This window comes from Burkholderia sp. 22313 (genome assembly GCF_052045245.1).
Lineage (GTDB): Bacteria > Pseudomonadota > Gammaproteobacteria > Burkholderiales > Burkholderiaceae > Burkholderia.
Genome location: NZ_JBQEON010000001.1, coordinates 381931 through 407650, shown reverse-complemented (window position 1 = coordinate 407650; position 25720 = coordinate 381931). Strand labels below are relative to the sequence as shown.

25 protein-coding genes are annotated in these 25720 nt (G+C 67.6%); 20 read left to right on the top strand and 5 right to left on the bottom strand.

All coding sequences use genetic code 11. The features are described 5' to 3' along the window. From ACTJKF_RS01740 to ACTJKF_RS01725, 4 genes are all read left to right on the top strand, one after another. Positions 1-1440, top strand: a 1440-nt coding sequence (locus tag ACTJKF_RS01740) for an amino acid permease (RefSeq protein WP_440621818.1), incomplete at its 5' end; no start/stop codon positions are given. Between the two features lie 347 nt (positions 1441-1787). Continuing rightward, a complete protein-coding gene (locus ACTJKF_RS01735) occupies positions 1788-2033 on the top strand; it encodes a DUF3717 domain-containing protein (RefSeq protein WP_440621817.1) in 246 nt (81 codons plus the stop codon). A gap of 244 nt (positions 2034-2277) precedes the next feature. After that, positions 2278-3195 (top strand): LysR family transcriptional regulator, encoded by a 918-nt coding sequence (locus tag ACTJKF_RS01730; protein WP_440621816.1) that lies wholly within the window; start codon positions 2278-2280, stop codon positions 3193-3195. 114 nt (positions 3196-3309) lie between these two features. Further along, a complete protein-coding gene (locus tag ACTJKF_RS01725) occupies positions 3310-4152 on the top strand; it encodes an alpha/beta fold hydrolase (protein WP_440621815.1) in 843 nt (280 codons plus the stop codon). Positions 4153-4203: 51 nt separating this feature from the next. Here the strand turns inward: ACTJKF_RS01725 and ACTJKF_RS01720 are convergent, their stop codons facing one another. From ACTJKF_RS01720 to ACTJKF_RS01710, 3 genes are all read right to left on the bottom strand, one after another. Next, positions 4204-4557, bottom strand: a complete 354-nt coding sequence (locus tag ACTJKF_RS01720; RefSeq protein WP_440621814.1) for a hypothetical protein — start codon at positions 4555-4557, stop codon at positions 4204-4206. Between the two features lie 179 nt (positions 4558-4736). Next, positions 4737-6335 (bottom strand): PqiB family protein, encoded by a 1599-nt coding sequence (locus tag ACTJKF_RS01715; protein ID WP_440621813.1) that lies wholly within the window; start codon positions 6333-6335, stop codon positions 4737-4739. A gap of 16 nt (positions 6336-6351) precedes the next feature. Beyond that, entirely contained in the window at positions 6352-7014 is a 663-nt protein-coding gene (locus ACTJKF_RS01710; RefSeq protein ID WP_440621812.1) for a DUF3313 domain-containing protein, read from the bottom strand. 372 nt (positions 7015-7386) lie between these two features. On the opposite strand from ACTJKF_RS01710, the gene ACTJKF_RS01705 reads away from it, so the two are divergent. Continuing rightward, a complete protein-coding gene (locus tag ACTJKF_RS01705; protein WP_440621811.1) occupies positions 7387-8001 on the top strand; it encodes a TetR family transcriptional regulator in 615 nt (204 codons plus the stop codon). Then, positions 7998-8255 (top strand): hypothetical protein, encoded by a 258-nt coding sequence (locus tag ACTJKF_RS01700; protein ID WP_440621810.1) that lies wholly within the window; start codon positions 7998-8000, stop codon positions 8253-8255. Before ACTJKF_RS01705 ends, ACTJKF_RS01700 begins: the two co-directional genes overlap by 4 nt. On the opposite strand, the gene hutC is transcribed toward ACTJKF_RS01700, so the two are convergent. Continuing rightward, positions 8231-8926, bottom strand: coding sequence for a histidine utilization repressor (gene hutC, locus ACTJKF_RS01695; protein ID WP_440621809.1), 696 nt, complete (start codon positions 8924-8926; stop codon positions 8231-8233). The two genes, ACTJKF_RS01700 and hutC, sit on opposite strands and share 25 nt — an antisense overlap. Before the next feature lie 494 nt (positions 8927-9420). Between hutC and ACTJKF_RS01690 the strand changes: the two genes are divergently transcribed. The 11 genes from ACTJKF_RS01690 (at position 9421) to ACTJKF_RS01640 (ending at position 19601) form a co-directional block, all read left to right on the top strand. Next, positions 9421-10194 (top strand): ABC transporter substrate-binding protein, encoded by a 774-nt coding sequence (locus tag ACTJKF_RS01690; protein ID WP_440621808.1) that lies wholly within the window; start codon positions 9421-9423, stop codon positions 10192-10194. Positions 10195-10369: 175 nt separating this feature from the next. Next, positions 10370-11059, top strand: coding sequence for an ABC transporter permease (locus ACTJKF_RS01685; RefSeq protein WP_440621807.1), 690 nt, complete (start codon positions 10370-10372; stop codon positions 11057-11059). Next, entirely contained in the window at positions 11056-11769 is a 714-nt protein-coding gene (locus ACTJKF_RS01680) for an ABC transporter permease (RefSeq protein ID WP_440621806.1), read from the top strand. The genes ACTJKF_RS01685 and ACTJKF_RS01680 overlap by 4 nt, the downstream gene beginning before the upstream one ends. Positions 11770-11802: 33 nt before the next feature. After that, positions 11803-12570 carry an ABC transporter ATP-binding protein gene (locus ACTJKF_RS01675; RefSeq protein WP_440621805.1) on the top strand — a complete coding sequence of 256 codons (768 nt, stop codon included), beginning with the start codon at positions 11803-11805 and terminating at the stop codon, positions 12568-12570. A 366-nt stretch (positions 12571-12936) separates the two neighbouring features. Further along, on the top strand, positions 12937-13074 hold the full coding sequence (locus ACTJKF_RS01670; RefSeq protein ID WP_174993086.1) for an HHHH-motif protein: 138 nt from the start codon (positions 12937-12939) through the stop codon (positions 13072-13074). 61 nt (positions 13075-13135) lie between these two features. Beyond that, positions 13136-13606: a DUF3761 domain-containing protein gene (locus ACTJKF_RS01665; protein WP_440621804.1), complete on the top strand. Its 471-nt coding sequence runs from the start codon at positions 13136-13138 to the stop codon at positions 13604-13606. Between the two features lie 341 nt (positions 13607-13947). Next, positions 13948-15186, top strand: coding sequence for a Crp/Fnr family transcriptional regulator (locus ACTJKF_RS01660; protein ID WP_440621803.1), 1239 nt, complete (start codon positions 13948-13950; stop codon positions 15184-15186). A 23-nt stretch (positions 15187-15209) separates the two neighbouring features. Continuing rightward, complete coding sequence (locus ACTJKF_RS01655) at positions 15210-15974, top strand: flagellar motor protein (RefSeq protein WP_440621802.1); 765 nt, start codon at positions 15210-15212, stop codon at positions 15972-15974. A gap of 18 nt (positions 15975-15992) precedes the next feature. Continuing rightward, on the top strand, positions 15993-16673 hold the full coding sequence (locus tag ACTJKF_RS01650) for an OmpA/MotB family protein (protein ID WP_440621801.1): 681 nt from the start codon (positions 15993-15995) through the stop codon (positions 16671-16673). A 175-nt stretch (positions 16674-16848) separates the two neighbouring features. Then, a complete protein-coding gene (locus ACTJKF_RS01645) occupies positions 16849-18711 on the top strand; it encodes a methyl-accepting chemotaxis protein (RefSeq protein WP_440621800.1) in 1863 nt (620 codons plus the stop codon). A gap of 101 nt (positions 18712-18812) precedes the next feature. Beyond that, the gene (locus ACTJKF_RS01640) at positions 18813-19601 is read left to right on the top strand and encodes a hypothetical protein (RefSeq protein ID WP_440621799.1); all 789 of its coding nucleotides are present in this window, start codon (positions 18813-18815) and stop codon (positions 19599-19601) included. 125 nt (positions 19602-19726) lie between these two features. Here the strand turns inward: ACTJKF_RS01640 and wecB are convergent, their stop codons facing one another. Further along, positions 19727-20944 (bottom strand): non-hydrolyzing UDP-N-acetylglucosamine 2-epimerase, encoded by a 1218-nt coding sequence (gene wecB, locus ACTJKF_RS01635; protein WP_440621798.1) that lies wholly within the window; start codon positions 20942-20944, stop codon positions 19727-19729. Positions 20945-22149: 1205 nt separating this feature from the next. On the opposite strand from wecB, the gene ACTJKF_RS01630 reads away from it, so the two are divergent. Genes ACTJKF_RS01630 through ACTJKF_RS01620 form a run of 3 tightly spaced genes read left to right on the top strand, consistent with a single transcriptional unit; the run spans position 22150 to position 25712 of the window. Further along, complete coding sequence (locus ACTJKF_RS01630) at positions 22150-23685, top strand: glycosyltransferase family 2 protein (protein ID WP_440621796.1); 1536 nt, start codon at positions 22150-22152, stop codon at positions 23683-23685. A gap of 3 nt (positions 23686-23688) precedes the next feature. Further along, positions 23689-24684: a polymer-forming cytoskeletal protein gene (locus tag ACTJKF_RS01625; protein ID WP_440621795.1), complete on the top strand. Its 996-nt coding sequence runs from the start codon at positions 23689-23691 to the stop codon at positions 24682-24684. 11 nt (positions 24685-24695) lie between these two features. After that, positions 24696-25712 (top strand): YaiO family outer membrane beta-barrel protein, encoded by a 1017-nt coding sequence (locus ACTJKF_RS01620; protein WP_440621794.1) that lies wholly within the window; start codon positions 24696-24698, stop codon positions 25710-25712. Positions 25713-25720 lie beyond the last annotated feature (8 nt).

Here is a 25720-nt window from a genome sequence, read left to right as displayed (position 1 = left end):
ATCGGCGGCTCGATCGGCACGGGCCTGTTCGTCGCGTCCGGCGCGTCGATCTCGCAGGCCGGCCCCGGCGGCGCGATGCTCGCCTACATGATGATCGGGCTGATGGTCTATTTCCTGATGACGAGCCTCGGCGAGATGGCCGCGTTCATGCCGGTGTCGGGCTCGTTCGCGACCTACGGCTCGAAATTCGTCGACGAAGGCTTCGGCTTCGCGCTCGGCTGGAACTACTGGTACAGCTGGGCCGTGACCCTCGCGGTCGAACTCGTCGCCGCGCAGCTCGTGATGAATTACTGGTTTCCGCACGTGCCCGGCGTCTGGTGGAGCGCGATCTTCCTCACGCTGATCTTCGCGCTCAACGCGCTGTCGGTGCGTGGCTTCGGCGAGGCCGAATACTGGTTCGCGCTGATCAAGGTGCTGACCGTGCTCGCGTTCGTCGGCGTCGGCCTGCTGATGATCTTCGGGATCATGCAGGGCGGCCCGAGCGCGGGCTGGGGCAACCTCACGATCGGCGATGCGCCGTTCGCGGGCGGCTGGGCGACGATGCTCGGCGTCGCGATGATCGCGGGCTTCTCGTTCCAGGGCACCGAAATGATCGGCGTCGCGGCCGGCGAATCGGAGAACCCGCGCACCACGATCCCGCGCGCGGTCAGCCAGATCTTCTGGCGGATCCTGCTGTTCTACGTGTTCGCGATCTTCGTGATCGGCGTGCTGATTCCGTACACCGACCCGAGCCTGCTGAAGAGCGACGTGACCGACATCGGTGTCAGCCCGTTCACGCTCGTGTTCCGCCACGCGGGCCTCGCGTTCGCGGCCGGCGTGATGAACGCGGTGATTCTGACGGCCGTGCTGTCGGCCGGCAACTCGGGCATGTATGCGTCGACGCGGATGCTCTACAACCTCGCCGTCGAAGGCCGCGCGCCGAAGCTGTTCGCGAAGCTGTCGCCGGGCGGTGTGCCGCGCAACGCGCTGTATGCGACGACGGCCGTCGGCGCGCTGTGCTTCTTCACGTCGCTGTACGGCGACAAGACCGTGTACCTGTGGCTCTTGAACACGTCGGGGATGACCGGCTTCATCGCGTGGCTCGGCATCGCGATCAGCCACTACCGGTTCCGCAAGGGCTATGTGACGCAGGGCTACCGGCTCGAGCAGCTGCCGTACCAGTCGAAGTGGTTCCCGTTCGGCCCGCTGTTCGCGTTCGTGCTGTGTCTCGTGATCGCGCTGGGGCAGGACTATCAGGCGTTTCTCGCGAACCGGATCGACTGGGCGGGCGTGGCCGCGACCTACGTCGGCATCCCGCTGTTCCTCGTCGTGTGGCTCGGCTACCGGTTCCTGAACAAGAGCCGCTTCGTGCGCTACGAGGACATGGAGATTGCGCCGTGGGTCGCCGCGAATCGCGGCGCGCAGGCGCAGCGCGTGGAGAACCGCGAAACCGCGAACTGATGCCGGCGCGGCCCGCCGCCGCGTGCAGTGCGAGGAGAACGGGAAGCTCACGGGCTTCCCGTTTTCTTCGGGACGTCCGAGGCGACGCGGCGTGCCGCCGACGTTGCGTGGTTCCCGATACCGTTCCAGCCGTCGCGGAACCCGCTTTTTTTGTCGGCTTTCGCCTGCACGGGGTCAAAGCCGGTTATATTGCCCGACCCTACCGGGCCACGGCCCGGCCGGCGCGACGAGCGCGGCGCGGATCGGGCATCCGGCGCGCGCCTGTTGCGGCGGCCGGCGGCGCCCGGCGTTTTCATCGTTCCGCCGCGGCCGGCTCGGCCCGCGGAGCGCGCAACCCAGAGGAATCCATGAGCGCATCACCCGCCGAGCGCAAGGCCGGACCCGTTTCCATCGTGCGCATCGAAGCCGCGATCAACGCGTGGCGCGACGTGTATCCGCCGGCGCCGAACGGCGAGGACGGTTACGCGCTCGACGCCGGCAGCAACTGCTTGGCCGAGCTGTACGGCGCGATGATCTGCTATCGGCTGCCGGACGTGCCGCTCGATTCGCTGAGCGACGCGCAACGCGACGCACTGTACGCGACCGAGGCATGACGCGCGGTTGCGACGCTGCCGCCGGCGGCGTCGATGAACGAACGGGAAGCCTCGCGGCTTCCCGTTTTGCTTTGCGCGGCGCACCGGACACGGTCGCGACCGCGCGCGCCGGTGTTCGCGCCGGTGTCGGGGCGGGCTGAGGTATCGTCACGGGATCGGGGCAGGCGATCATGGGACGACCGGCGCGGGATGGGTCCGCGCGGTGCCGAATGAGCGTCCGTTGCTTGTCCGGGAGGGTTCGAACATGGAGTTGAGACACCTCCGCTACTTCGTCGCGGTTGCCGAGGAGCGGAATTTCACGCGGGCGGCCGAGCGCCTGCATATCGCGCAGCCGCCGCTCAGCCGGCAGATCCAGCAGCTCGAGGAGGCGCTCGGCGTGCCGCTGTTCGAGCGCAACGCGCGGCCGCTGAAGCTGACCGACGCGGGGCGGTTCTTCTATTCGCACGCGGTGCAGTTGCTCGCGCAGACGACCGAGCTCGAATCGATGACGAAGCGGGTCGGCCAGATCGAGCGCAGCATGTCGGTCGGCTTCGTCGGCTCGACGCTGTACGGGATGCTGCCGAAGATCATCCGGCGCTTTCGCGGCGAGTATCCGGCCGTCGAGCTGAGCCTGCACGAGATGTCGACGATGGACCAGATCAAGGCGCTGAAGGAAGGGCGCATCGACGTCGGGTTCGGGCGCATCCGTCACGAGGATCCGAGCGTGCGGCGCGTCGTGTTGCGCGAGGAGCGGATGATCGTCGCGCTGCCGGTCGGCCATGTGCTCGACGGCGCGAAACCCGTGCTGTCGCTGCACGATCTCGTGAACGACACGCTGATCATCTTCCCGAAGGCGCCGCGGCCGAGCTATGCGGACCAGGTGCTCGCGGCCTTCCACGATCGCGCGCTGCAGCCGCGGCGCATCTACGAGACACGCGAGCTGCAGATCGCGCTCGGGCTCGTCGCGATGGGCGAGGGCGTGTCGGTCGTGCCGCACAGCGTGTACGGGCTGAAGCGCGACGACATCAGCTACAAGCCGCTCGACGATCCGAACCTCGTGTCGCCGATCATCATGAGCATGCGGATGCTCGACGAATCGGAGGACATCCGCGCGATGCAGGCGCTGATCTACCGGCTGTACGACGAGTCGCACATGGAGTATCTGCCGCCGCAGCCGGAATGAACGTGCGGGCGATGGGGGCTTGCTTGACGCCGCGCGCGCGGCCGGGCCACCATCGACGGCATTCGATGCGGCGCGCCGGCGTGCGGCCGCTTTCATGCAGACGACGACCGACACATGACTGAAATCGTGACCGAGGAGACCTGGGTCGAGACGCCGCAAGGGCGTCTCTTCGCGAAGCGCTGGCGCGGTGCGCCGGCATCCGGGACGGCCGTGCCTGAGCCGGTCGCACCGATGCCGGCCGCGCCTATGCAGGCCGCGCCGATCGTACTGCTGCACGATTCGCTCGGCTGTGTCGAACTATGGCGCGACTTCCCCGCGCAACTCGCGCGTGCCGCGCAGCGTGACGTGATCGCGTACGACCGGCTGGGTTTCGGCCGCTCGGATCGTCATCCGGGGCGGCTCGGCACGACGTTCGTGCGCGACGAGGCCACGCTCGGGTTCACTGCGTTGCTCGAACGGTTCGGCATCGATGCGTTCGTCGTGTTCGGGCACAGCGTGGGCGGCGGCATGGCGGTCGGATGCGCGGCCGCGCATCCCGGGCGATGCCGCGCGCTGGTGACGGTCGCCGCGCAGGCGTTCGTCGAGGATCGCACGCTCGACGGCATTCGCGACGCGGGGCGGCAGTTCGACGCGCCGGGCCAGCTCGACCGGCTCGCGCGCTATCACGGCGACAAGGCCGAATGGGTGCTGCGGGCGTGGGTCGACACGTGGCTGTCGCAGGCGTTTCGCGGCTGGAATCTCGACGACGAACTGCCGCGCGTGCGCTGCGCGACGCTCGCGATTCACGGCGAACAGGACGAATACGGGTCGGACGTGCATCCGAAGCGGATCGCCGCGCGCGTCGCGGGACCGTCGTCGTTCCTGCTGCTGGGCGGATGCGGACACCTGCCGCATCGCGAGCGGACCGACGACGTACTCGCGGCAGTTGCCGCGCTTCTGCGCGACGCGCGCGCCTGAGCGAGCGAACGCTCGAGCGCGATGCGACCGGCGGGCCGAACCCGCCGGCGCTCAGAACGACAGCTGGATCGCGAGATCGATCGCGAGCAGTGCGATCGAGCAGCCGATACCGAGGATCACATTCGGCAGGCGATGCTCGAAATCGCGATGATCGCGGCGCATCGCGGCGCCGAGCAGGAAGATCGCCTCGATGACGATCTGCAGCCCGACGAACAGCAGCATCAGCAGGTACTCGTAACCCATCTGCTTGAACGCGGCGAATTGCATCCCGTGATCGCGGATCCATTGGCCGACGCGCAGCAGCTCGTAAACGAACAGCAAGGCAGGGAACAGGTAGCTGATGAAATAGGTCGGCGCGGTGGCGTGCCGTAATTCGAGGTGGAAGTGCTGATGCGTGGTAGCCATCACTAAGCCCTCCTTGCAACGCATGATTGCGGTCGCGACGGCGGCGCGGCGACGTGCGGACTAGGGGATTGCCCGAGGCATCGTGCGCGGCCGTACGACACCAGCATACCGCTGCGCGGGAAATTTGGCATCCCGTCCGTGCGTTCGTTGTAAAAATCGCTGCGCCTCGCGCGCTGCATTCAGCGGGCGTCGTTCGCGGGACGCGCCGTGCCGGCCGGCTGCGTATCGCCCGCGGCGCCGGGCAGCAGCCATTCCGGATGCCGCTCCAGATCGCCGGCCAGCGCGCGCAGCGCACGCGACGTGCGCGTGAATTGCGTCAGCGCGCGCTGCACGTTCGATGCGGACGCACCTTCCTGCCCGAGCGCCGTCCGTGCCGCCGTGAACGCTTGTCGCGCGGTCACGAACGCGTCGCGCGCATGCGGCGCGAGTTCGGTATCGAGCTGCGCGAACAGTGCGGCGGTGTGCGCGAGCGCAGTATTCGTGCCGAACCCCATGCGATCGAGCGGCAATCGGGAAAGCGTCCCGGCGAGATCGGCAATTTGTACCCGGAGCACGTCGAGCGTACCGGGCACGGTCGGCAATGCGATCGGCAACCGATCCGTGTCGACCGACGCGGGCGGCGCGTTCGGGAACATGTCGAGCGCGACATAGGAACGGTTCGCGACCACGTTGCCGACGCGCAATTGGCCGCGCAGGCCGCGTGCGACGAGGGTGCGCAGCAGCGTCTTGCCGGCGACCGAATCGCCATTGCCCAGCACGTCGCGGTAGCGGTGCCCGAGGCGATCGGGATAGAGGGCCATCGTCACGCGCATCGTGACGTTGCCGTGTTGCGCGTCGTATTCGGTGCCGACGGCGGTCACGCGGCCGAGTTCGATGCCGCGAAAGTCCACCGGCGCGCCGACGTCGAGGCCGCGCAGCGAGCGGTCGAAGCGCATCACGACCGGTGCGGCCGGCGCATTCGGTGTGCGCATTGCGTCGGTTTCATCGTCGGCCACGCGAAAGCGTGCGCCGTCCGCTGCCGCGACGATCGTCGTGCGTCCGGGCGGTGACGCGAACGCGAGCCCGCCGGCAAGCAGCGCGGCGAGCGACGGTGTGCCGAGCGTCATGCCGCTCGCGTCGAGCCGCAGGGCGGCGCCGCCCGCCTGCCACCAGCGTGCGTCGGCGTCGACGTAGCGATCGAATGGCGCGGCGACGAACACCGCGATCGACACGCCGTGCCCGTCCGGGTCGAGCGCATAACCGGTGACCTGGCCGACGCGTGCGCGCCGGTGATAGACCGGCGAGCCGATCGCGACCGTGCCGAGCGATGCCGCGCGCAGCGTGAAGCGGCGTCCGCCGCTGTCTTCATCGACCGGCGGCGCATCGAGCCCGGCGAAGGTGGTGCGCGGTTCCCCCCGGTTGCCGAGCGCGGCTGCGACATACGCGCCGGCCAGCACGGTATCGAGCCCGGAGAGGCCGTCGGGGCCGATACGCGGCCGCACGACCCAGAAGCGCGTGCCGGCGCTCGCAAGTGCGTGCGCGTCGGCGTTCAGTTGCACGTCGACGCGCACGCCGGCTTGCCCGGGCCACGCACGCACGCGCGTGACGCGGCCGACTTCGACGTTGCGCAGGCGCAGCGTCGATCGCCCGGCTTCCAGTCCGTCGGCGGTCGCGAACGCGATCGTGATCGCCGGCCCGCGGTTGCCGAGCACAGCGATGCCCCACGCGACGCAGCATGCCGCGGCCGCGAGCGGGACGAGCCAGATCGCCGTGCGCGGCCAGCAAGCCCACGCGCGCACGACACGCACGCGCGGTTTAGTCGAACTGCGCGACGAGCGCATCGGCGCCCTTGTCGATGCCGGTTTTCGCTGCGCTCAGCGCGCCGAAACTCGCGCCGATGTTCATCGCGTTCGGATACTGCTTCGTCACGTACGCGTTGATCAGCCGGTTTGTCGCGGCATCGCGGATTTCCACCGCATAGATGACGGAGCCGGTGAACGCGCCTTCGCGGCCGCGTATCGCCTGCACGCCGTTGTACAGATTGCCCGCGAGGTCGAAATGCGCGAACGCGCCGGCGAAGGCCGTCGTCGTCACCGCGCCCGTCAGCGTCAGCTTCACGCGCAGCGTGTCGGGTGCCGCCGCGTTCGTCAGCTCGAAGCGCTTGCCGAGTTTTTTCGCGAACGTGTCGCCCATGTACGCGGCGAGCGTCGTCTTGTCCTGATCGCTCAGGGTTCCGAACTGATTGTCCGTGCCGCGATAGACGGCCACCGGATCGAGGATCAGCTTCCGGTAGCGATGCCAGTCCGCCGGCAGCGCGTAGCGATACGGGATACGGCCGGACGTGTCCTGCGGATCGCTGCGCAGGTAAGGCGACGACTCGATGCCCGCATAGCGGGCGGGCTGGACGCCGGCGCAGCCGGCGAGTGCGACGCACAGCGCGACGCGCATCAGGTGGCGGGAAGCGGGGGATGGGTTCATGCATGGCTCCGGGTCGAAGTCGCGCCGGCGATCGGCGCGCAGGGTGGGTGTGACGGTTTCATCAAAAAAACCGACTGGGCGGTTTGTTTGTGGGGCGAGGTTGCCCCATGAATTCGGGGCGCGGCAGGGCCTTCCGGATTTCGGTGGTCGGCCGGACAGCCCTGCCACAGGCGGCGCCCGCATGCCGATGGCCGGTTCGTGGCGCCACCGCGCCGCCAGTCGGCGGGCGACGCGGGAGCCGATCGTAGCACCGCCGTTTTGGGATGTAAACCGACCAGGCGGTTTGTTTGTGATAGACTCCGCGCACTTCCTGCATGCGGCGGCACCGGTTCGGCGCCGCCGCATTGCGCCACTTCATACCGGGGAAAGGTCATGGACAACCCGACGCGTTCCGAGCGAACGCGTACTGCCGCGATCCAGGCGGCGCTCGCGATTCTCGAGCGCGACGGCCCGGGCAAGCTCACGTTCGACGCGATTTCGCGCGAAAGCGGCATCAGCAAGGGCGGGCTGATGCATCAGTTCCGCACGAAGGGCGATGTGCTGAACGCATTGATGGAACATCAGCAGGACTACTACGAACGCTTCCAGCGCGACTATCTGGCCGCGCGCGATCCGGGCGAAGCGCAGCCGACGCTGTCCGCGCAGATCGCGACGATGCGCGAAGTGATCGACCAGCAGCCGTCGGCGGCGCTCGCGATCATGGCCGCGCTGGTGGAAGATCCCGAGCCGCTGCAGATGGTTCGGGACACCGATGCGAGGAACGCGCAGCGCATCGCCGCCGAATCCGACGATCCCGATCTGGCGCTGCTGCGCTGGAAGGCGGCGTGGGGCATCGCGCTATCGGCGATGTTCGGATTGTGCCCGCTGTCGGCCGACGAGCGCGCGCGCCTGTTCGACCGGCTGCTCGACGAGGCGCAATGGCCGGCGGCCGGCACCGGCACGGCGAAGCGTCGCGCGCCGGCGGCGAAAACGTCGCGGAGGAAGTGACGCGCACGTTCGTTGCGTGCGGGGCGGCGCTCGCCCGCTTCGGGCGCACGCCGCAGACGCGCGAGATCACGCGCGAGTTCGCCTTTGAGCCGGTGCGCGCGCGGCTTCCTTCGTCGGAAGTCGCTGCATGGCGTGCGCTTCGCGACGTCCGCTTGCGCGCCGCTCTGCTTCATCGCGACGGCGTCGTGGCCAGGGGCCGCCCGGGCCTGCCGAACGCGCCCGCCGCGCGTCAGAAGTGCCCGGTGAACCGGTAGCGGCTGCCCGGGTGCCACAGGTTGGCGACCGCGGCGACCATCCCTTGCGACCACGTGCGCCGATGCAGCAGCAGGCACGGCTCGCGTTCGTCCATCGTCAGGTGGCGGCGCGTTTGCGCATCGGGCATCGCGGCCTCGATCCGGTATTCGACGCGCTGCAGCGGCGCGACGCGCGTCAGGTACTGGTTCGGCGTCGTCGTCGTGAAGTCCTGCAACGCGTATTCGGGCGCGCAGGCCGGATTGACCCAGCGCTCCTCGAGCTGCACGGGCGTGTCGGTTTCGAAGTGCAGCACGCGTGAGTGGAAGATCGGGCTGCCGGCGTCGAGCTGCAGTTCATCGGCGAGCTTCGCGTCGGCGATTGCCGCGCCCACCTCCAGCACGTGCGCACGATACGCATGGCCGCGCGCGGCGACTTCATCCGAGATGCTGCGGATCGCGACCAGCGTCGACTCGTATTTCGGCGACGCGACATACGTGCCGGAGCCGCGCGTGCGTGTGAGCACCTGCTCGGCCGTCAGTTCGCGCAGCGCGCGGTTGACGGTCATCCGCGCGACGTTGAATTCGCGCGCGAGCTCGTTCTCCGACGGCACCTGGTCGCCTTCCGCCCACTCGCCCGCATGGATGCGCGCGAGGATGAAATCCTTGATTTCCTGATAGATCGGTGTGGTCATTGCGTTGCTGTTCGAGAGACGGCGGCCGCCTGCCGTCGCAGGCCGGCCTTCGTGCGGTGTCCGGGCGGAGTGTACCGGGTTCGACGCCGCGCGGGCCCCACTGTGAGCCGGAGATTCGGGTAATTCCGGCACGCATCCGCACGGCGGATCGCGGGCCGGCGCGGCGGCGCGGAGGGCGATCCGCAGGCATGCGGATCCTGCCAGCGAAAAAGTATAGACAAATGTGCGCACGGCGACGGCCTGCCGGAATCGTGCCGAAAGCGGAATTTCAGCTGCATGTAATGTGTAGCGAATTGAAATATAAGGGAAATTCGCTCATGGAAACAATCCACCGACAATTAGAGATAAACACGGATTGCCGGCAGTGACCTGGAAAAGGCAAAGTTGTATGTACAACTTGGAGCGTCGCCGGATGGGCGGCATCCGGGTTGGAAGGGTTCACGGCGGCGACGCCCGACGGGACCCGTGCCCAGTTCGCCTATGACAGGAACGCCATGAAGAAACTCGCGCTCAGTATTGCCCTTGCCTGCATCGCGGTCGGTGCCCACGCCAAGGATTGGTCGACGATCCGGTTCGGCGTCGACGCCAGCTATCCGCCGTTCGAATCGAAGGACACAAGCGGCAAGGTCGTCGGCTTCGACGTCGATCTCGGCAACGAGATCTGCGCACGCCTGAAGGCGAAATGCGTCTGGATCGAGAACGACTTCGACGGGATGATCCCGGCGCTGAAGGCGAAGAAGTTCGACGGCGTGCTGTCGTCGATGTCGATGACGCCGGCGCGCGCCGAGCAGATCGCGTTCTCCGACAAGCTGTTCAACACGCCGACGCGTCTCGTCGCGAAGAAGGGCGCGAACCTGCAGCCGACGGCCGAATCGCTGAAGGGCAAGTCGGTCGGCGTCGAGCAGGGCACGATCCAGGAAACCTACGCGAAGACGTACTGGGCGCCGAAGGGCGTGCAGGTCGTGCCTTACCAGAACCAGGACGGGGTGTACCAGGACCTGATGTCCGGCCGCCTCGACGCCGCATTGCAGGACGCGGTGCAGGCCGACCTCGGCTTCCTGAAGACCCCGCGCGGCGCGAATTTCGACTTCGCCGGCAACGCCATCGACGATCCGAAGACGCTCGGCAACGGTGCCGGCATCGGGCTGCGCAAGGAAGACGCCGACCTGAAGGCGAAGCTCGACCACGCGATCGCCGACATCATCAAGGACGGCACGTACAAGAAGATCGAGAAGAAGTACTTCGCATTCGACGTCTACGGCGGCTGACCGCCGATGCGGCGCGCGTCGGTTGCGGCGCGCGCCGCGTCGGTTGCCGGGGGCCACTCGCTTCGCGTGATGCGTCCGGCTTGATGAGCAGGGTGCATCACGTAGTGCGCAGAACTCGTTTGATGCGCGGTTAATGGCTATTGACAATCCAGCCACATCGTTCTGGATCCCTTCTATGATCTTCCAAGGATTTGGCCCGCTGCTGTGGGCCGGCACGGTCGAGACCGTGAAGCTCGCGGTGCTGTCGCTTGCCGCGTCGCTCATTCTGGGCCTCGCGGGCGCGGCCGCGAAACTGTCGACCAATCGCGTGCTGAAGTCGGCCGGCACGTTCTATACGACGCTGATTCGCGCGGTGCCCGATCTCGTGCTGATGCTGCTGCTGTTCTACGGGATCCAGATCCTGCTGAACATGGCGACCGACGCGCTGGGCTGGGACCAGATCGACATCGATCCGTTCGTGGCGGGCGTCATCACGCTCGGCTTCATCTACGGCGCGTACTTCACCGAGACGTTCCGCGGCGCGTTCCTCGCGGTGCCGCGCGGCCAGCTCGAAGCGGGCTTCGCGTACGGGATGAGCGGCTGGCGCGTGTTTCACCGGATCCTGTTCCCGCAGATGATGCGCTTCGCGCTGCCGGGCATCGGCAACAACTGGCAGGTGCTCGTGAAGGCCACCGCGCTGGTGTCGATCATCGGTCTCGCCGACGTCGTGAAGGCGTCGCAGGACGCCGGCAAGAGCACGCTCGACTTCTTCTTCTTCACGCTCGCGGCTGGCGCGATCTACCTCGCGATCACGACGGTATCGAACGTCGTGCTGCACCACCTCGAGAAACGTTATTCGGTCGGCGTCCGGAGGCTTGCACTGTGATCGAAATCATCAGCCAGTACTGGCAAAGCTATCTCTACACCGACGGCTACCGCTTCAGCGGCCTCGCGATCACGCTGTGGCTGCTGGTCGTGTCGATCGCCCTCGGCTTTGCGCTCGCGGTGCCGCTCGCCATCGCGCGCGCATCGTCGAACCGCTGGATCTCGATGCCCGTGTGGCTCTATACCTATGTGTTCCGCGGCACGCCGCTCTACGTGCAGCTGCTGATGTGCTACACGGGCATCTACAGCCTGCAGGTCGTGCACAACCACGTGCTGCTCGACACGTTCTTCCGCAACGCGATGAACTGCACGCTGCTCGCGTTCGTGCTGAACGAATGCGCGTATGCGACCGAGATCTTCGCGGGCTCGATCAAGGCGACGTCGGCCGGCGAGGTCGAGGCCGGCCTGGCCTACGGGATGTCGCGCTTCAAGCTCTATACGCGCATCATCCTGCCGTCCGCGCTGCGTCGCGCGCTGCCGAGCTACAGCAACGAAGTGATCCTGATGCTGCACGCGACCACGCTCGCGTTCACCGCGACCGTTCCCGACATCCTGAAGGTCACGCGCGACGTCAACTCCGCCACCTATATGTCGTTCCAGGCGTACGGCATCGCGGCCGTGATGTACGCCGTCGTCGTGTTCACGCTCATCTGGGCGTTCCGCAAGCTCGAGACGCGCTGGCTCGCGTACCTCTCGCCGCGCAGCCATTAATGCATTCGCAAGATTCGCAAGGAAGGACCAAGCATGTACAAGCTCACCGTTGACAATCTCCACAAGAAGTTCGGCGACAACGAGGTGTTGAAGGGCGTGTCGATGAAGGCGAAGGCCGGCGACGTGATCAGCATCATCGGCTCGAGCGGCTCCGGCAAGAGCACGTTCCTGCGCTGCATCAACTTCCTCGAGCAGCCGTGCTCGGGGCAGATCACGATCGGCAGCGAGCCGATCCAGACCACGCGCGATCGCAACGGCTCGCTGCGCGTGGCCGACCAGAAGCAGCTGCAGCGCATGCGTACCAAGCTGTCGATGGTGTTCCAGCACTTCAACCTGTGGTCGCACATGACGGTGCTCGAGAACGTGATCGAGGCGCCGATGGCCGTGCTCGGTGTCGGCAAGGAAGAAGCCGTCGCGCGCGCGCGCAAGTATCTCGAGAAGGTCGGCCTCGCACCGCGCGTCGAAGGGATGTATCCGTCGCATCTGTCGGGCGGCCAGCAGCAGCGCGTCGCGATCGCACGTGCGCTCGCGATGGAACCCGAGGTGATGCTGTTCGACGAGCCGACGTCGGCGCTCGATCCGGAGCTCGTCGGCGAAGTGCTGAAGGTGATGCAGAAGCTCGCCGAGGAAGGCCGCACGATGGTCGTCGTCACGCACGAGATGGGCTTCGCGCGCAACGTGTCGAACCATGTGATCTTCCTGCATCAGGGCAAGATCGAGGAAGAGGGCGATCCGCAGGAGATTCTCGTCAATCCGAAGAGCGAGCGGCTCGGACAGTTCCTGTCGGGACGCTTGAAGTAAGGCGCAAGCCAGTTGCAAGGCCGCATGCAGGACGTGCGCGCTCGATGCGCCCGTCCTGCACGCGGCGGCGGTCCATCTCCTTCCTGTTTGCTGACCGGCGCGATCGCTCATCGCGCCGTTTTTTTATCCCGCCTCGCACGCGCGCGCCGGTTGCGGCCGCGTCGCTTCATTTGAAATCCCGATCGTTGCGCGACTGGCTGAAAGCATCGAAAGCATGTTCGTGCACATAACTGTCAGCTTCGGCGCCGTGACGCGTGTCGATGTCAAAGATCGTCAATTTCGCGCGGGGGCGGTACACCGGGATCCGCCGACCGGCGTTAAGCAGGTATCAGCCGGATGACCGGCTGATCTATCCGGGAGAGCTCCATGAACCGCATCGCGAAGATCCTGACGGCCACCGCACTGGCTTGTGTCGTGCTCGTGCCGGCCCTGGCCGAAGCGCATTCGCACCGCGTGTGCCATTTCGATCACCACCACCATCGCGTGTGTCGCTGGGTGCGGTAAGCCGGGCTTTCCCCGGGACGCCCGGGACACTTTCACCATTCAGGCCAATCAGGAGAGGACTATGAAAAAGACGATGTTGATCGCCGCGCTTGCTGCCGGCATGGGGCTGTCGATCGGTGCGTTCGCACAGGTGCCCGCCAGCGCGCCGGCAGGCACGACCGGCCTGTGCAAGGACGGTTCGTTCTATTCGGGCGCGTCGAAGAAGGGCGCATGCGCGGGCCACAAGGGCGTGAAGACCTGGTACGGCGCGTCGGCTGCCGCTGCCGCTGCCGCGAGCGCACCGGCCGCGGCGCCGGCAACGGCGGCATCCGCTGCCGCGGCATCCGGCACCGCGCCCGCGAAGAGCGCGACGGCGACCACGGCCGCAGCGCCGGGCGGCGGCGCGGGGAAGGTGTGGGTCAACGACAGCACGAAGGTGTATCACTGCTCGACCGACAAGTACTACGGCAAGACGAAGCACGGCAGCTACATGCCGGAAGCGGATGCGAAGGCGAAGGGCTTCCATCCGTCGCACGGCAAGGCCTGCTCGTAAGCCGGCCGCGCGAGCTTCGTCTCGCGCATTGCTCGCCACCTGTCTGTCGGGCATCACGCCCCGCCATTTCGGCGGGGCGTTTTTTTGGGTGCGACCGCGCTTGCGCCGCGCGCGCGGGTGACGGCTTTCGATTCGGCTACAGGCGCGGGCATCGAAATGAATTTTCCGAAAGCGTGCAATGAGGCGCAAACGTTTTACGTCGATTTCCGCCGGAAAGAGTACGAATTCGCTAAAGGATGCCGGCGCCGATGACGTTAAACGGGCACGGGGATGACTGTCGATCGCATGCATGCGACGTGCGACGCGCAGTCCGCAACAACCAGCGCAGCAGGGGAACCAACTTGAATCGTCAGCAATCGTGGACGCGTACGGCCGCGCCCGGGGAGATCATCTACTCGGAGGGCTTCGCCGGCGAGCCCGTCATCTTTCTGATCGCCGACGGCAAGGTCGAGCTGTCGACGCGCTGCGACGACAAGCGCGTCGTCGTCGCGACGCTCGGGCGCGGCGAGTTCTTCGGCGAATCGGCGCTGCTCGCATCCGAGCCGCGCGCGCATACCGCGAAGGCGCTGTCGTTCTGCCAGCTCACGGTCGTGCCGGCCACGCTGCTCGACGAGGAAATCGAGCACGTGTCCGCGCTGCTTCGCCATATCGTGCGCACGATGATCCGCCGCGTGAAGCGCAAGGACGACCAGCTCGCGACCTATACGCATGCCGACTTCATGCCCGGCGTGCTGTCGTATGCGCACGTGCTGTCGCTGATGGCCGGTACCGACACGCGCGGCCCGGACGACGCGTGGTCGCGCCGGCCGATGCAGGCGCACGGGGCGGAGACGTCGGTGCCGCTCGCCGACGTGATCCGCCGCTGCCGCGCGATCGCCGGCCATTCGCGGCCGCACGTGCTCGCGATGCTGCGCCGCATGGAGAAGCTCAATCTCGTCACCATCGAAGCCGCGCAGGCCGACCATGCCGGCGGCGGCGCCGATTACGCGGCATCGTCGGACGCGCGCCAGGTCGTCACGTTCGATGCCGCGCGCGTGATCGATCGCGCGCAGCAGGTCGCGGATCACGATCTCGACGTGTCGATCAACAGCGAGCTGGAGTTGATCGAGCTGGCCGATCTGGAAGCGCTGATCGGCGTCGACCGGAAGCTGCTGCTCAACAAGCTGACGCACGGCGAGATCGCCGACGAAGTGTTCGCGTTCCGCAAGTCGAAGGTGCTCGGTTACGTCGAGCAGAAAGGCGTCGCGTATTTCTCGCGGCGCAGCCCGCGTGCCGGCGGCGACGTGCGCGCGCTCGAGGATATCGTGTGGGTCGACCAGCGTACGCTGTTCGACGTGATCAGCGCGTTCGATACGTACGATCTCGCGAAGCTGATCGCGAGCCTCGACGATCGCGCGGTGGCCGACAAGCTGTTCTCCGTGATGACGGAAGCGCGGCGCAACGAGGTGTCGTGGGTGATGCGCCGCGAGCTGAAGCTCGATCCGATCGAGATCGAGGACATCGAGCGGCGCGTGCTGGATGCGGTGCGCGCGGCCAAGGCGCCGGCGGCAGCCGCGCCGCTCGCTTCATCCGACGCGTAACGCACCACCTGACGGAGACGCATATGGACCTGTTGACCCTGGCCGGCGTGATACTCGGCGGCGTGGCCATCGTGTTCGGCTTCGCGCTGGAGGGCGGGCATTTCTCGACGCTGTTCCAGTTCGAGGCGCTCGTCATCGTGCTCGGCGGCACGCTCGGCGCGGTGATGATCCAGAACACGTGGGCGCGGTTCCTCGATGCGGTGAAGCAGCTGCGGCTCGCATTCGTGCGCGCCCAGGAAGTCGATCGCAAGCACCTGACCGATCTGCTCGAATGGGGCGATCGCGCGAAGCTCGACGGGTTGCTCGCGTTCGAATCGATGGACGTCAGCGGCATCCATCCGTTTGCGCGGCGCGGGCTGGAACTGCTCGCGAACGGCGTGTCGACCGCCGTGCTCGAGGACGCGCTGCAGCGCGAGCTCGACGCCTACGAGCGCAGCCGGCTCGCGGCCGCGCGCGTGTGGCAGCAGGCCGGCGGCTATGCGCCGACCTTCGGCATTCTCGGCTCGGTGCTCGGGCTCGTGCAGGTGACGAGCCATATTCTCGAACCGGCGCAGCTCGGGCCGGGCATCGCGGTCGCGTTCATCGCGACGCTGTACGGCCTGGCATTCGCGAACCTCGTGTTCCTGCCGCTCTACGGCAAGCTGCGCGCGCAGATCGACAGCGAGCTGCGGTTTCGCAAGCTGTATCTCGACGGCCTGCTCGCGATCTCGCGCAAGGAATCGCCGCACACGATCGAAACGCGGTTGACCGGCGACGTGCGCGGCCGCGCGGCGGAATCGCTCACATGACGCACGGGGAGCTTCGACATGACGGTTCGAACTGACCGCGTGCGGGCGGGCTCGGCCGGCGCCGATCGCGACGACGATGACGCCGAGGGCACGCAGTCCGGCCGCTGGCTGATTTCCTACGCGGATCTCATCACGACGCTGATGGTGCTGTTCCTCGCGCTGTACGTGCTGCAGCTCGCGAAATACCACGCGCTCGATGCACGCTACCAGACGCTCGCGCGCCACGCTGGCGGCGCGGCAAGCCCATCCGCGGCCGCGATCGCGGATCGCGCCCCCGCGTGGCTCGCGTCGCTCGATGCGTTGAAGGCGAACGGCCGCATTTCGGTCGTGCGGGCACCGCACGGGATCGAGATCGGCATCGACGCGAAGATCCTGTTCAACGTCGGCGATGCGCACCTGCTGAACGACGCGGCGCCCGTGCTGAGCCAGATCGCGCAGGCGCTGAGCGAGCATGCGACCGGCGACATCCTCGTCGAAGGGCATACCGACAGCGTGCCGATCGCGAACGCGAAATACGAATCGAACTGGGAGCTGTCGTCCGCGCGAGCGGGCAGCGTCGTGCGCTATCTGGCCGAGCGCGGGGTCGCGCCGCACCGGCTCGCGGCGATCGGCCGGGCCGATACGCAGCCGCTCGTCGCGGGCGACGATGCGGCCGCGCGGGCGCGCAACCGGCGGGTGACGATCTTCGTCGCGTATTGATGCGGATCGCGCGATCCGCGACCAGCGACCAGCGATTCGCGACGGGCAGGCGAGCCCGTCCGTCAACGACATATCGAATCCCGCATGACGGCCATGTGAACGCAGCGATGCGATTTCGCGTGCGCCTGCCGATAACCCAAGCTGGCTCAGACCGAGCGGTTATCGAGGGAACCTCATGCATTTCTGGCGCAAGCTGTCCATTCAGAACAAGCTGATTCTCAGCATGACGAGCTGCCTGCTCGTGTTCGTCGCGATTTCGAGCGGGTTGAGCGTGCGCCTGATCGGCAACGCCGTGCGCGAGCGCGTCGTCCGAGAGGAACTGCCGACGGCCGTGAACGGCATTCGCGCCGACGTGCAGCGGCAGCTGGCCGGGCCGATTGCCGCGTCGCGCGTCCTCGCGCGCGATGCGTTCCTGCTGCAATGGGAAGCCGACGGCGAGCCCGACGCCGGCACGCGCGACTGGATCCGGCTCGCGAGGAACGTGAAGGACGAGCAGAAGGCGGCGTCCGTGCAGTGGGTGTCGGTGAAGAGCGGCAACTACTACAACGAAGCCGGCCTGCAGCGCAAGGTGACCGGCGAGGATCAGTGGCTCACGCACTTCCTCGCGTCGGGCAAGACCTGCGACGTGAACATGGATCGCGAGGTCACGACCGGCGGCTACATGATGTTCATCAACAGCCGCGTGGAGCTCGACGGCACGCCGGTCGGCGCGGCCGGCATGAGCCTGTCCGTCGACGCGCTCGCGAAGGGTATCGCCGCGTACCGGATCGGCGATACCGGCTTCGCCTACCTCGTGCGGCCGGACGGCGCGATCATGATGCATCGCGATACGTCGCTGATCGACGGCAAGCATTTCATGAAGGACGAACCGGGCCTGCCGGACGACGCAGCGTCGACGCTGCTGGCCGGCAAGCCGTATGCGTACATGAGCTACAGCGGCGACGGCGGCGCGCGCTTCATCGCGACGTCGTTCATTCCGGAGCTGAACGCGTACGTGGTCGTCGAAGTGCCGCAGGCCGAGCTGCTCGGCCCGGTGACGCGCGCGATTCGCAGCGCGGCGCTGGTCGCGGCGGTGGCCGGCCTCGGTGTCGCGTTGCTCGTGATCTGGCTGGTCGGGCGCGCGATCGCCGCGCCGATCCGCCGCGCGGCGACGCTGCTGTCCGAGATCGCGAGCGGCCAGGGCGACCTGACGCGGCGGCTGACGGTGGAGAGCGAGGACGAGATCGGGCAACTGTCGGACGCGTTCAACCGCTTCGTGTCGTCGCTGTCGACGCTGGTCCACCGGATCCGGGCGGCGTCCGCGTCGATCGCGACCGGGTCCGCGCAGATCGCGTCGGGCAATGCGGACCTCAGCGAGCGGACCGAGGGGCAGTCGGGCAATCTCGAGCGCACGGCTTCGTCGATGGAGGAAATCACCGCGGTCGTGCGCAACAACACCGAAACCGCGACGACGGCCGCGACGCTGATCACCGGCGCATCCGATACGGCGGCGCGCGGCGGCCAGGTCGTCGGCGAAGTCGTGACCACGATGGCGCAGATCAGCGACGCGTCGCAACGCATCGCCGAGATCATCGTGATGATCGACGGCATCGCGTTCCAGACCAACATCCTCGCGCTGAATGCCGCGGTGGAAGCGGCGCGAGCCGGCGAGCAGGGGCGCGGGTTTGCGGTCGTGGCGTCGGAAGTGCGCAACCTCGCGCAGCGCAGCGCGCAGGCGGCGAAGGAGATCAAGGCGCTGATCGAGCACAGCGCCGGCACCGTGAATGCCGGGTCGCGGCTCGTCAGCGAGGCCGGCGCGGTGATGCGCGATGTCGTGTCGCAGGTGCAGGGCGTCAGCGCGATGATGAGCGAGATTGCCGAGGCGAGCCTCGAGCAGAGCGCGGGCATCGACCAGATCGGCGATGCGGTGCAGTCGCTGGACCAGATGACGCAGCAGAACGCGGCACTGGTCGAGGAAAGCGCGGCGGCCGCGGAAAGCCTGAAGCAGCAGGCGGCGGAACTGACACGCCTGGTCTCGGCGTTCAAGGTCGACGAATGACGTCCGCGCGACGTTAGAATGACGCGTTTCCGGGGGGCGGCTGTCGTGAGATCACGGCAGCCGTTTTCGCTGTCGGCGCGGGATTCGATAACGTCAAAAAAATGAAGCGCATTTCAAGCGTGAAGGTCGGGGTGGGGGCGGTGGTGCTCGCGGCGGTGCTCGCCGCGGTCGGGGCGAAGGTGATCGCATCGCCGGCCGATTCGTATCTGGCCCATCGAAAGCAGGTCGCGGCGGCCCTGGCGGCGGCCCGGATGGAGGATCAGGCGGGCCTCGACAAGCAATACACGGCCGACGTGAATGCACGGCTCGCGAAACTGATCGGCCCGGTCCGGGCCAGAGGGTTCGGCGCGAAGGCGGAGGGGACGGTGCAGAGCGTCGGCCCCGTCGACGGGATGCCGCCGGGGCCGGACGGCTTGTCGTTCAAGTCTGACGATGGCAAGACGAATCTCGTCGTGACGACGGTGCCGCTGCTGAAGGCCTGGGTGACGACGGCGAACGCGGGCATCGAGCCGACCGACGACGTCGCGGTCATTCTCACGAATGAAACGCTTTACACGAACGTATTCGGCGACGACGCCGCGGCGTTCCGCTTCGCCGAGTTGCCCGTCAGGCGGCAGCCGGCCGATGGCGTGGTGAAGGCCTGGCTGCTCGGCGAAAGCCAGGATGGCGTGCCGGACGGACCGAACACGCTGGCCGTGTCGGTCAGGCAGGGCGAGCGGGTTTATATCCTGTGGAAGCGCGTGACGCTGCGCCCGATCGCGGCGTGCGGCGCGGCGCGGGTGCCCGAGGAGGCGCGGCAGGCGTGTTTCGCCAGACACGTGGTTGCCCAGCGGATCTACCCGCGATTGGTCGCGCAGGCGCAAGCGATGGCCGATGCGGTGGCCCGATAGCGAACGGCAGCGGTCATCGCTCGCCCGGCGCGCCGCGGTGGCGCGGGCGGGATGTTCGAGGCGGACGAACGACGGGCAGCGAAAACTGGCGTCGCCGCCCGCCGCCCGCCGCCCGCCGCCCGGCTTCAAGGCGACCGCAACGCCAGCAACCCCAGCGTGAGCGCGTTGAACGGCATTTCCGCGGCGCCCATCGAAAAGCCCGTGGCCATCGCGGTTGCCCCGGGCGTATGCATCAGCGCGTGGACGATCCGCTCGCTCGCATGGCCGTCGCCATACGGGTTGCTCGCGCGCGACATTTCCTCGTAGGCACTCTCGCTGTCGAACAGCCGCGACGCCTCCCAGACGATCCGCTCCTGATCCGTGCCGACGAGCCGTGCGGTGCCGGCCTGGATCGCCTCGGGCCGTTCGGTCGTCTCGCGCGTGACGAGCACCGGCTTGCCGAGCGCGGGCCCTTCCTCCTGGATGCCGCCCGAATCGGTGATGATGAAATGCGCGCGCGACATCAGGAATACGAACGACAGATATTCCTGCGGTTCGATCAAGTAGATGTTCGGCACGCCGCCGAGCAGCGCGCGCGCCGGCTCGCGCACGTTCGGATTCAGGTGCAGCGGATAGACGAACTGCGCGTCGTGATAGCGGTTCGCCAGCGCGCAGAGCGCCTCGCAGAAACGCCGGAACGGCTCGCCGAAGCTCTCGCGGCGATGGCCGGTGATGAGCACGACGCGGCGCGACGCGTCGAGAAACGGAAAGTGCGCGGCGACCTTGTCGTTGAGCGAGGTGTCGTGCTCGAGCATGCGCTTGACGTCGTGCAGCGCATCGATCACGGTGTTGCCGGTCATCACGACCGCACCGACCGGCACGCCTTCGCTGAACAGGTTGTCGCGCGCCTGGCCGGTCGGCGCGAAATGCCATGACGACACCGCGTCGGTCACGCGGCGATTCAATTCCTCCGGCCACGGCGACCAGATGTCGCCGCTGCGCAAGCCCGCTTCCACGTGCCCGATCGGCAAATAGCGGTAGAACGCCGCGATGCTGACGGCCAGCGTCGTCGTCGTATCGCCGTGCACGAGGACGACGTCCGGGCGAAAGTCGTCGAAGACGATCCCGATCGCCTGAAGAATGCCGGTCGTCACGTCGGTCAGCGTCTGGCTCTGGCGCATCAGATTGAGGTCGTAGTCGGGCTTGATGTCGAACAGCGTGAGGACCTGATCCAGCATTTCGCGATGCTGGGCGGTGACGCATACCCTGGCGTCGACATCCTTGCGCGCCTTCAACGCGCGGACGAGCGGCGCCATCTTGATGGCTTCCGGCCGAGTCCCGAACACAAGCAAGATCTTTTTCATCGTTATCCTCGTTGAGCTTCTGCGCGCCGGAAGACCCGGCAACTGACGCCAAGCATGCAAGCGGGCGACTCGTCCCGTCCCCGCAGGCGATCGCGTGGGCCGGCGCCGGCTACGCGACATGCAGCGGTGTGGCGGGGCGAGCGCACCGTTCTCGTCCGCGCGGTCTCCGCCACGCAATCGTCGGACTACGGCCGTTGCCCGGGTTCTTCGTCAATCACGTCATGAGCGCTCCTCGTTGTAGCGATCGCCACGTCTGTCCGTCACACCGTTTGCCTCGCCGCGTGGCAGCGCACGCGGCAGGTGATCTCGCATTCGATACAGCAATATTCAAACCAGCGGCCCTGCGGCCGGGTCCGGTTCGTGCCGCGCGCCCGGTTCGCTACGGAACGTTTCACAAGTGCTACGGAGGCCCCGTCGGCGGACCGGCGCGACGCAGACAACCGTGCAGCCGATCGCGCGATTGGCGTCGTCACACGAATGGTTTGACGACGAGGCGGATCGAATCCCGGCAGCCGTTCGAAGCGCGCGTATCTTTCGAATCGCTTTGAATCGCTTTGGTCTGCGAATTTCGTCTGGGCAATCGACGGGGCGTCATCGATTGTCCGATTCCGGTGACGCATGACGCGTTTTTCCGCTCCGAGGCGGCGCGCGTGGCGCCCGGGTCGACCCTTCCGAAATGTTGCGTATCTGTAACGCCTGGCCGGAATGCGGTGCCGGTAACCGCATTCCGGCCAGCCGATGCGCAGGCAGCGGGCCTTGCGCACGCGTGCGCCGCGACGCGCCGCGACGGCGTGCGACGCGTCGCGTCTCGCAACCGCGTCACGCGAGGCGACTCGCGCGATCAGCAGACGATTTGCCGCGCGACGTGCGAAAGCTGATTCGCCGGTGAATCAAAAACCTGCGTCCGTCACCCCGGCCGCACCGTGCGGAGGTGCGCAACCCCTTGCTGCACGCGGCATCGCGATCGATGGCTCGCGGCTTGCTTGTTCTGGCAGGACATGTGCGTCCCGACGCGTTCGAACCACAGCAGAAGGACGGGACGCCAAAGCAACGATTCCGGAAAGCGGCACGGCACGCTCGTCCGGCAGCGGAACGCTGCCGCGCTCGCACGACGAACGGTCGGCCGCATCCCATTGACATCCGCGCGATCCACGGCCCGTGCTCAAGCGCACTTCGGCCGCCGTCGCGGGAACCGGGGGCAGGGCATGAAGAACCGTCGGACGGCGTCACTCTGCATTGAAGGCATCCTGTTGTTGATCGTGCTGACCTGCTCGCAGGCCGTGCGAGACACCGCCTTGCTACCCTATGGCGACGCGGTGCGCGTCGGCCTGCCGGTCGCCGGCGCGGCCGCGCGCGACGCGGCTGATCCCGGTGCTGCGCCGCGCGCGCTGCGCGTGTCCGCCGATCCCGACGCGCAGCTCGAACCGGCGCCGGCCGCCGAATCGCGCATCGCGTTCGACACCGACCTGCTGTTGACGCCATGCGTCGCGTATCTGTGGCTATTCGTGCTGCTGACCTGCGTCTATGCCGCGCGGCATTACGTGTTCAGTCTCGACCGCCTGTTCAAGCCGCAGCACGCGCCCTATCAGACGATCACCCACGGCGAATGGCCGCGGCTCACGGTGTTCGTTGCCGCCCACAACGAGGAAGCTGTCGTCGCCGATTGCCTGATGGCGCTGCTCGCGACGACCTATCCGCACGAGCGGCTGACGATCGTTCCGGTGAACGACCGGTCGACCGACAACACGCGTGCGCTGATCGACGCGGTGCAGGCGCTCGCGCCCGAGCTCATCAAGCCGTTTCACCGCGAGAGCGGCAAGCCGGGCAAGGCGGCCGCGCTGAAGGACGCGCTGCGCTTCATTCACGGCGACATCATGGTGGTGTTCGACGCCGACTACCTGCCGCGCCCCGGGCTGCTGAAGGAACTCGTCGCGCCGTTCTTCGATCCGGAAGTCGGTGCGGTGATGGGCCGCGTCGTGCCGCAGAACGCCGACAGCAACCTGCTCGCGCGGCTGCTCGATCTCGAGCGCGCGGGCGGCTATCAGGTCAATCAGCAGGCGCGCAACAACCTGAACCTGGTGCCGCAGTACGGCGGCACCGTCGGCGGCATCCGCAAGGGCGCGCTCGACGCGGTGGGCGGCTGGTGCGACGACACGCTCGCGGAAGACACCGACATGACCTACCGCCTGCTGCTGAGCGACTGGCGCACGGTCTACCTCAACCATGCCGAATGCTACGAGGAAGTGCCCGAGCGCTGGGCGGTGCGCGCGCGGCAACTGACGCGCTGGGCGAAGGGCCACAACCAGACGCTGCTGCGCTATCTGGGCCCGGTGCTGCGCAATCCGCTGATCTCGCGGCGCTGCCGGCTGGACGGCGCGCTGCTGCTCGGCGTGTTCCTGATGCCCGCGCTGCTCGCGATCGCGTGGGGGACGGCGCTCGCGCTCTACCTGCTCAACGGCGTCAACTCGACGGCGCTCGGCCTGCTCGTGTCGGTGTTCGCGCTGTTCGCGTTCAGCACCTTCGGCAACTTCGGCGTGTTCTTCGAGATCGTGGTCGCGGCCCGGCTCGACGGGCGCGCGACTCGCCTGCGGCTCGTGCCGGTCAACGTGGTCGGCTTTTGCGTGACGATTGCCGCGGTGGTTGCCGCGTTGTGGGGGCTGTTGCTCGATGCCGCGTTGCGCCGCGAATTGAAATGGGACAAGACCGAGCGCTTTCGCCGGCAACTGAAACCGGGGCGATGAACGATGACGACCTTCAACGTGATGGTGCCGGTGGCCGGTGTGCTCAGCCTGCCGTTCCTGCCCCTGCTGCATGAGTTGATCCGGCGCAGCGACGTGGCGGCGCTGCCGATCGGCGACGGCCCGTTCGTCGACCAGGCGCTGCTCGCCGCGCGCTGGCGCGATGCGCTGCGCGCGCATGCCGGCGGCGCGCAGCCGGCGGATGCGCGCGCGGCGCCGCCGTGGCACGCGCTCGGGCTCCTCGTGCGGCATGACGACGAGATCCGCTTGCTGCGCGACCAGCATTGCGACGACGTGCTGTACGCGGATTGCGCGATCACGCTCGACAGCGGCGCGCGCGCCGCGTATGCGTTCGCGGAGCAGCGCATCGACATTCGCGCCGGCGCGACCATCGGCATGCTCGCGCATGCGCCGCACGTCGACGTCGACAGCGCGGTGCTGCGCGGCGTGGTGGTGGGCGGCACGATGACCCTGCATGGCGCGGGCGGCTTCGCGTGCCTGTACGGCGAGCCGATCGTGTTCGGCAAGGCGCCGGACGCGCCGTCCGGCGACACGTCCGACGCGCCGCGCCGCGCGGTATCGCTGACCCGCCACTTCGAGAAGCTGCCGCATCGCTACGTGCACGGCCGTTATCTGCTGCCCTGCGACGTGCGTCTGCCCGCGCATACGGCCGTGCAGGGCAACCTCGTGGTGGACGGCACGCTGGTGCTCGGCGACGGCTGCGTGCTGCGCGGCAGCGTCAAGGCGCATCGCGTCGAACTCGCGCGCCACGCGCTGCTGCACGGCGCCGTGTTCGCGCGGGACGACGTGCTGCTCGCCAGCGGCAGCTGCATCGACGGCGTCGTGTCGGCCGGCGGTCTGCTGCGCCTGACCGGCGCGCGCATCGGCGTCGCCGGCCATCCCGTCAGCGCCTGTGCGCGCGACGTCTCGGTCATCGGTCATGCCTGCGTGCACGGCGATCTCGTCGCCTGCCGCAGCGGCTGGTTCCACGCATCCCGTTAAGGAGCGCCTTCATGTCCGATCGTTCCTGCCGCCGCCGCTCGCGCGTACCGGTCGCCGCATTGGCGGTGCTGTACGGCGTCGCCGCCGGCCCGCTCCCGGCGCTGGCCGCGACACCCGGCGATGCCGGCGGGCCGCCGCCCGCCCAGTCTCCCGACGTCGCCACGCACGTCATCGTGCCGCGGACCCTCGATGGCGGCCGGTTCGTGCGCGTGCCGGCCGAAGGCTTGCCCGACGGCATGTCGCTCGCCGAAGTGTCGCCCGACGAACCGAACCGGCCGCCGTTGCCCGATGCCGTGGTCACGCACGCGCAGGCCCCGAGCCAGCCGCAGGTGGAAATGTCGCTCGGCGTGTCGAGCGCGCACTTGACGAACGGTTACGGCGACTGGTACGGCGTGCATCTGCGCGGCCTCTATCACGACGGCGGCCACACGATTCTCGGCGAACTGGCGCAGTTGCACCGTTTCGGCGAGTCTACGCAGCTCGGTGCGCTGACGGTTGTGCAGGACCTGGGACCGGACTGGTTCGGCGGCATCGGCTTCGCCAGCACCACGTCCGGGACGATCCTGCCGAGCGTGCGCGTCGACGCGTCGATCAACCGCAAGCTGCTGTCCGACCGTTCGCTGATCGTGTCGCTGGGCGCGGGCTACGCACGGAACCGCAGCGGCCACAAGGATCAGCTGTATCACGCCGGCCTGATCTGGTATGCGATGCCGAAGTGGATCTTCGAGGCGGGCGCGAACTATGTGATCGATTCGCCGGGCTCGGTGAAGGCGCCCCAATACTACGGCGCCGTCACCTACGGCGAAGTCGGCAAGAGCGTGATCGTGCTGCGCGGCGGGTTCGGCCGCGAGGCCTACCAGGTCACGGGTTCCGGTTCGCAGATCGCCGATTTCCGCAGTCACGAGATGTCCGCGAAGTGGCGCTACTGGTTCACGCGCAAGTGGGGGACGCAAGTCGAATTCGACTACTACCATAACCCCTACTATTCACGGATCGGCGGCGAGCTGAGCGTGTTCTACCACTGGTAGCGAGGGCG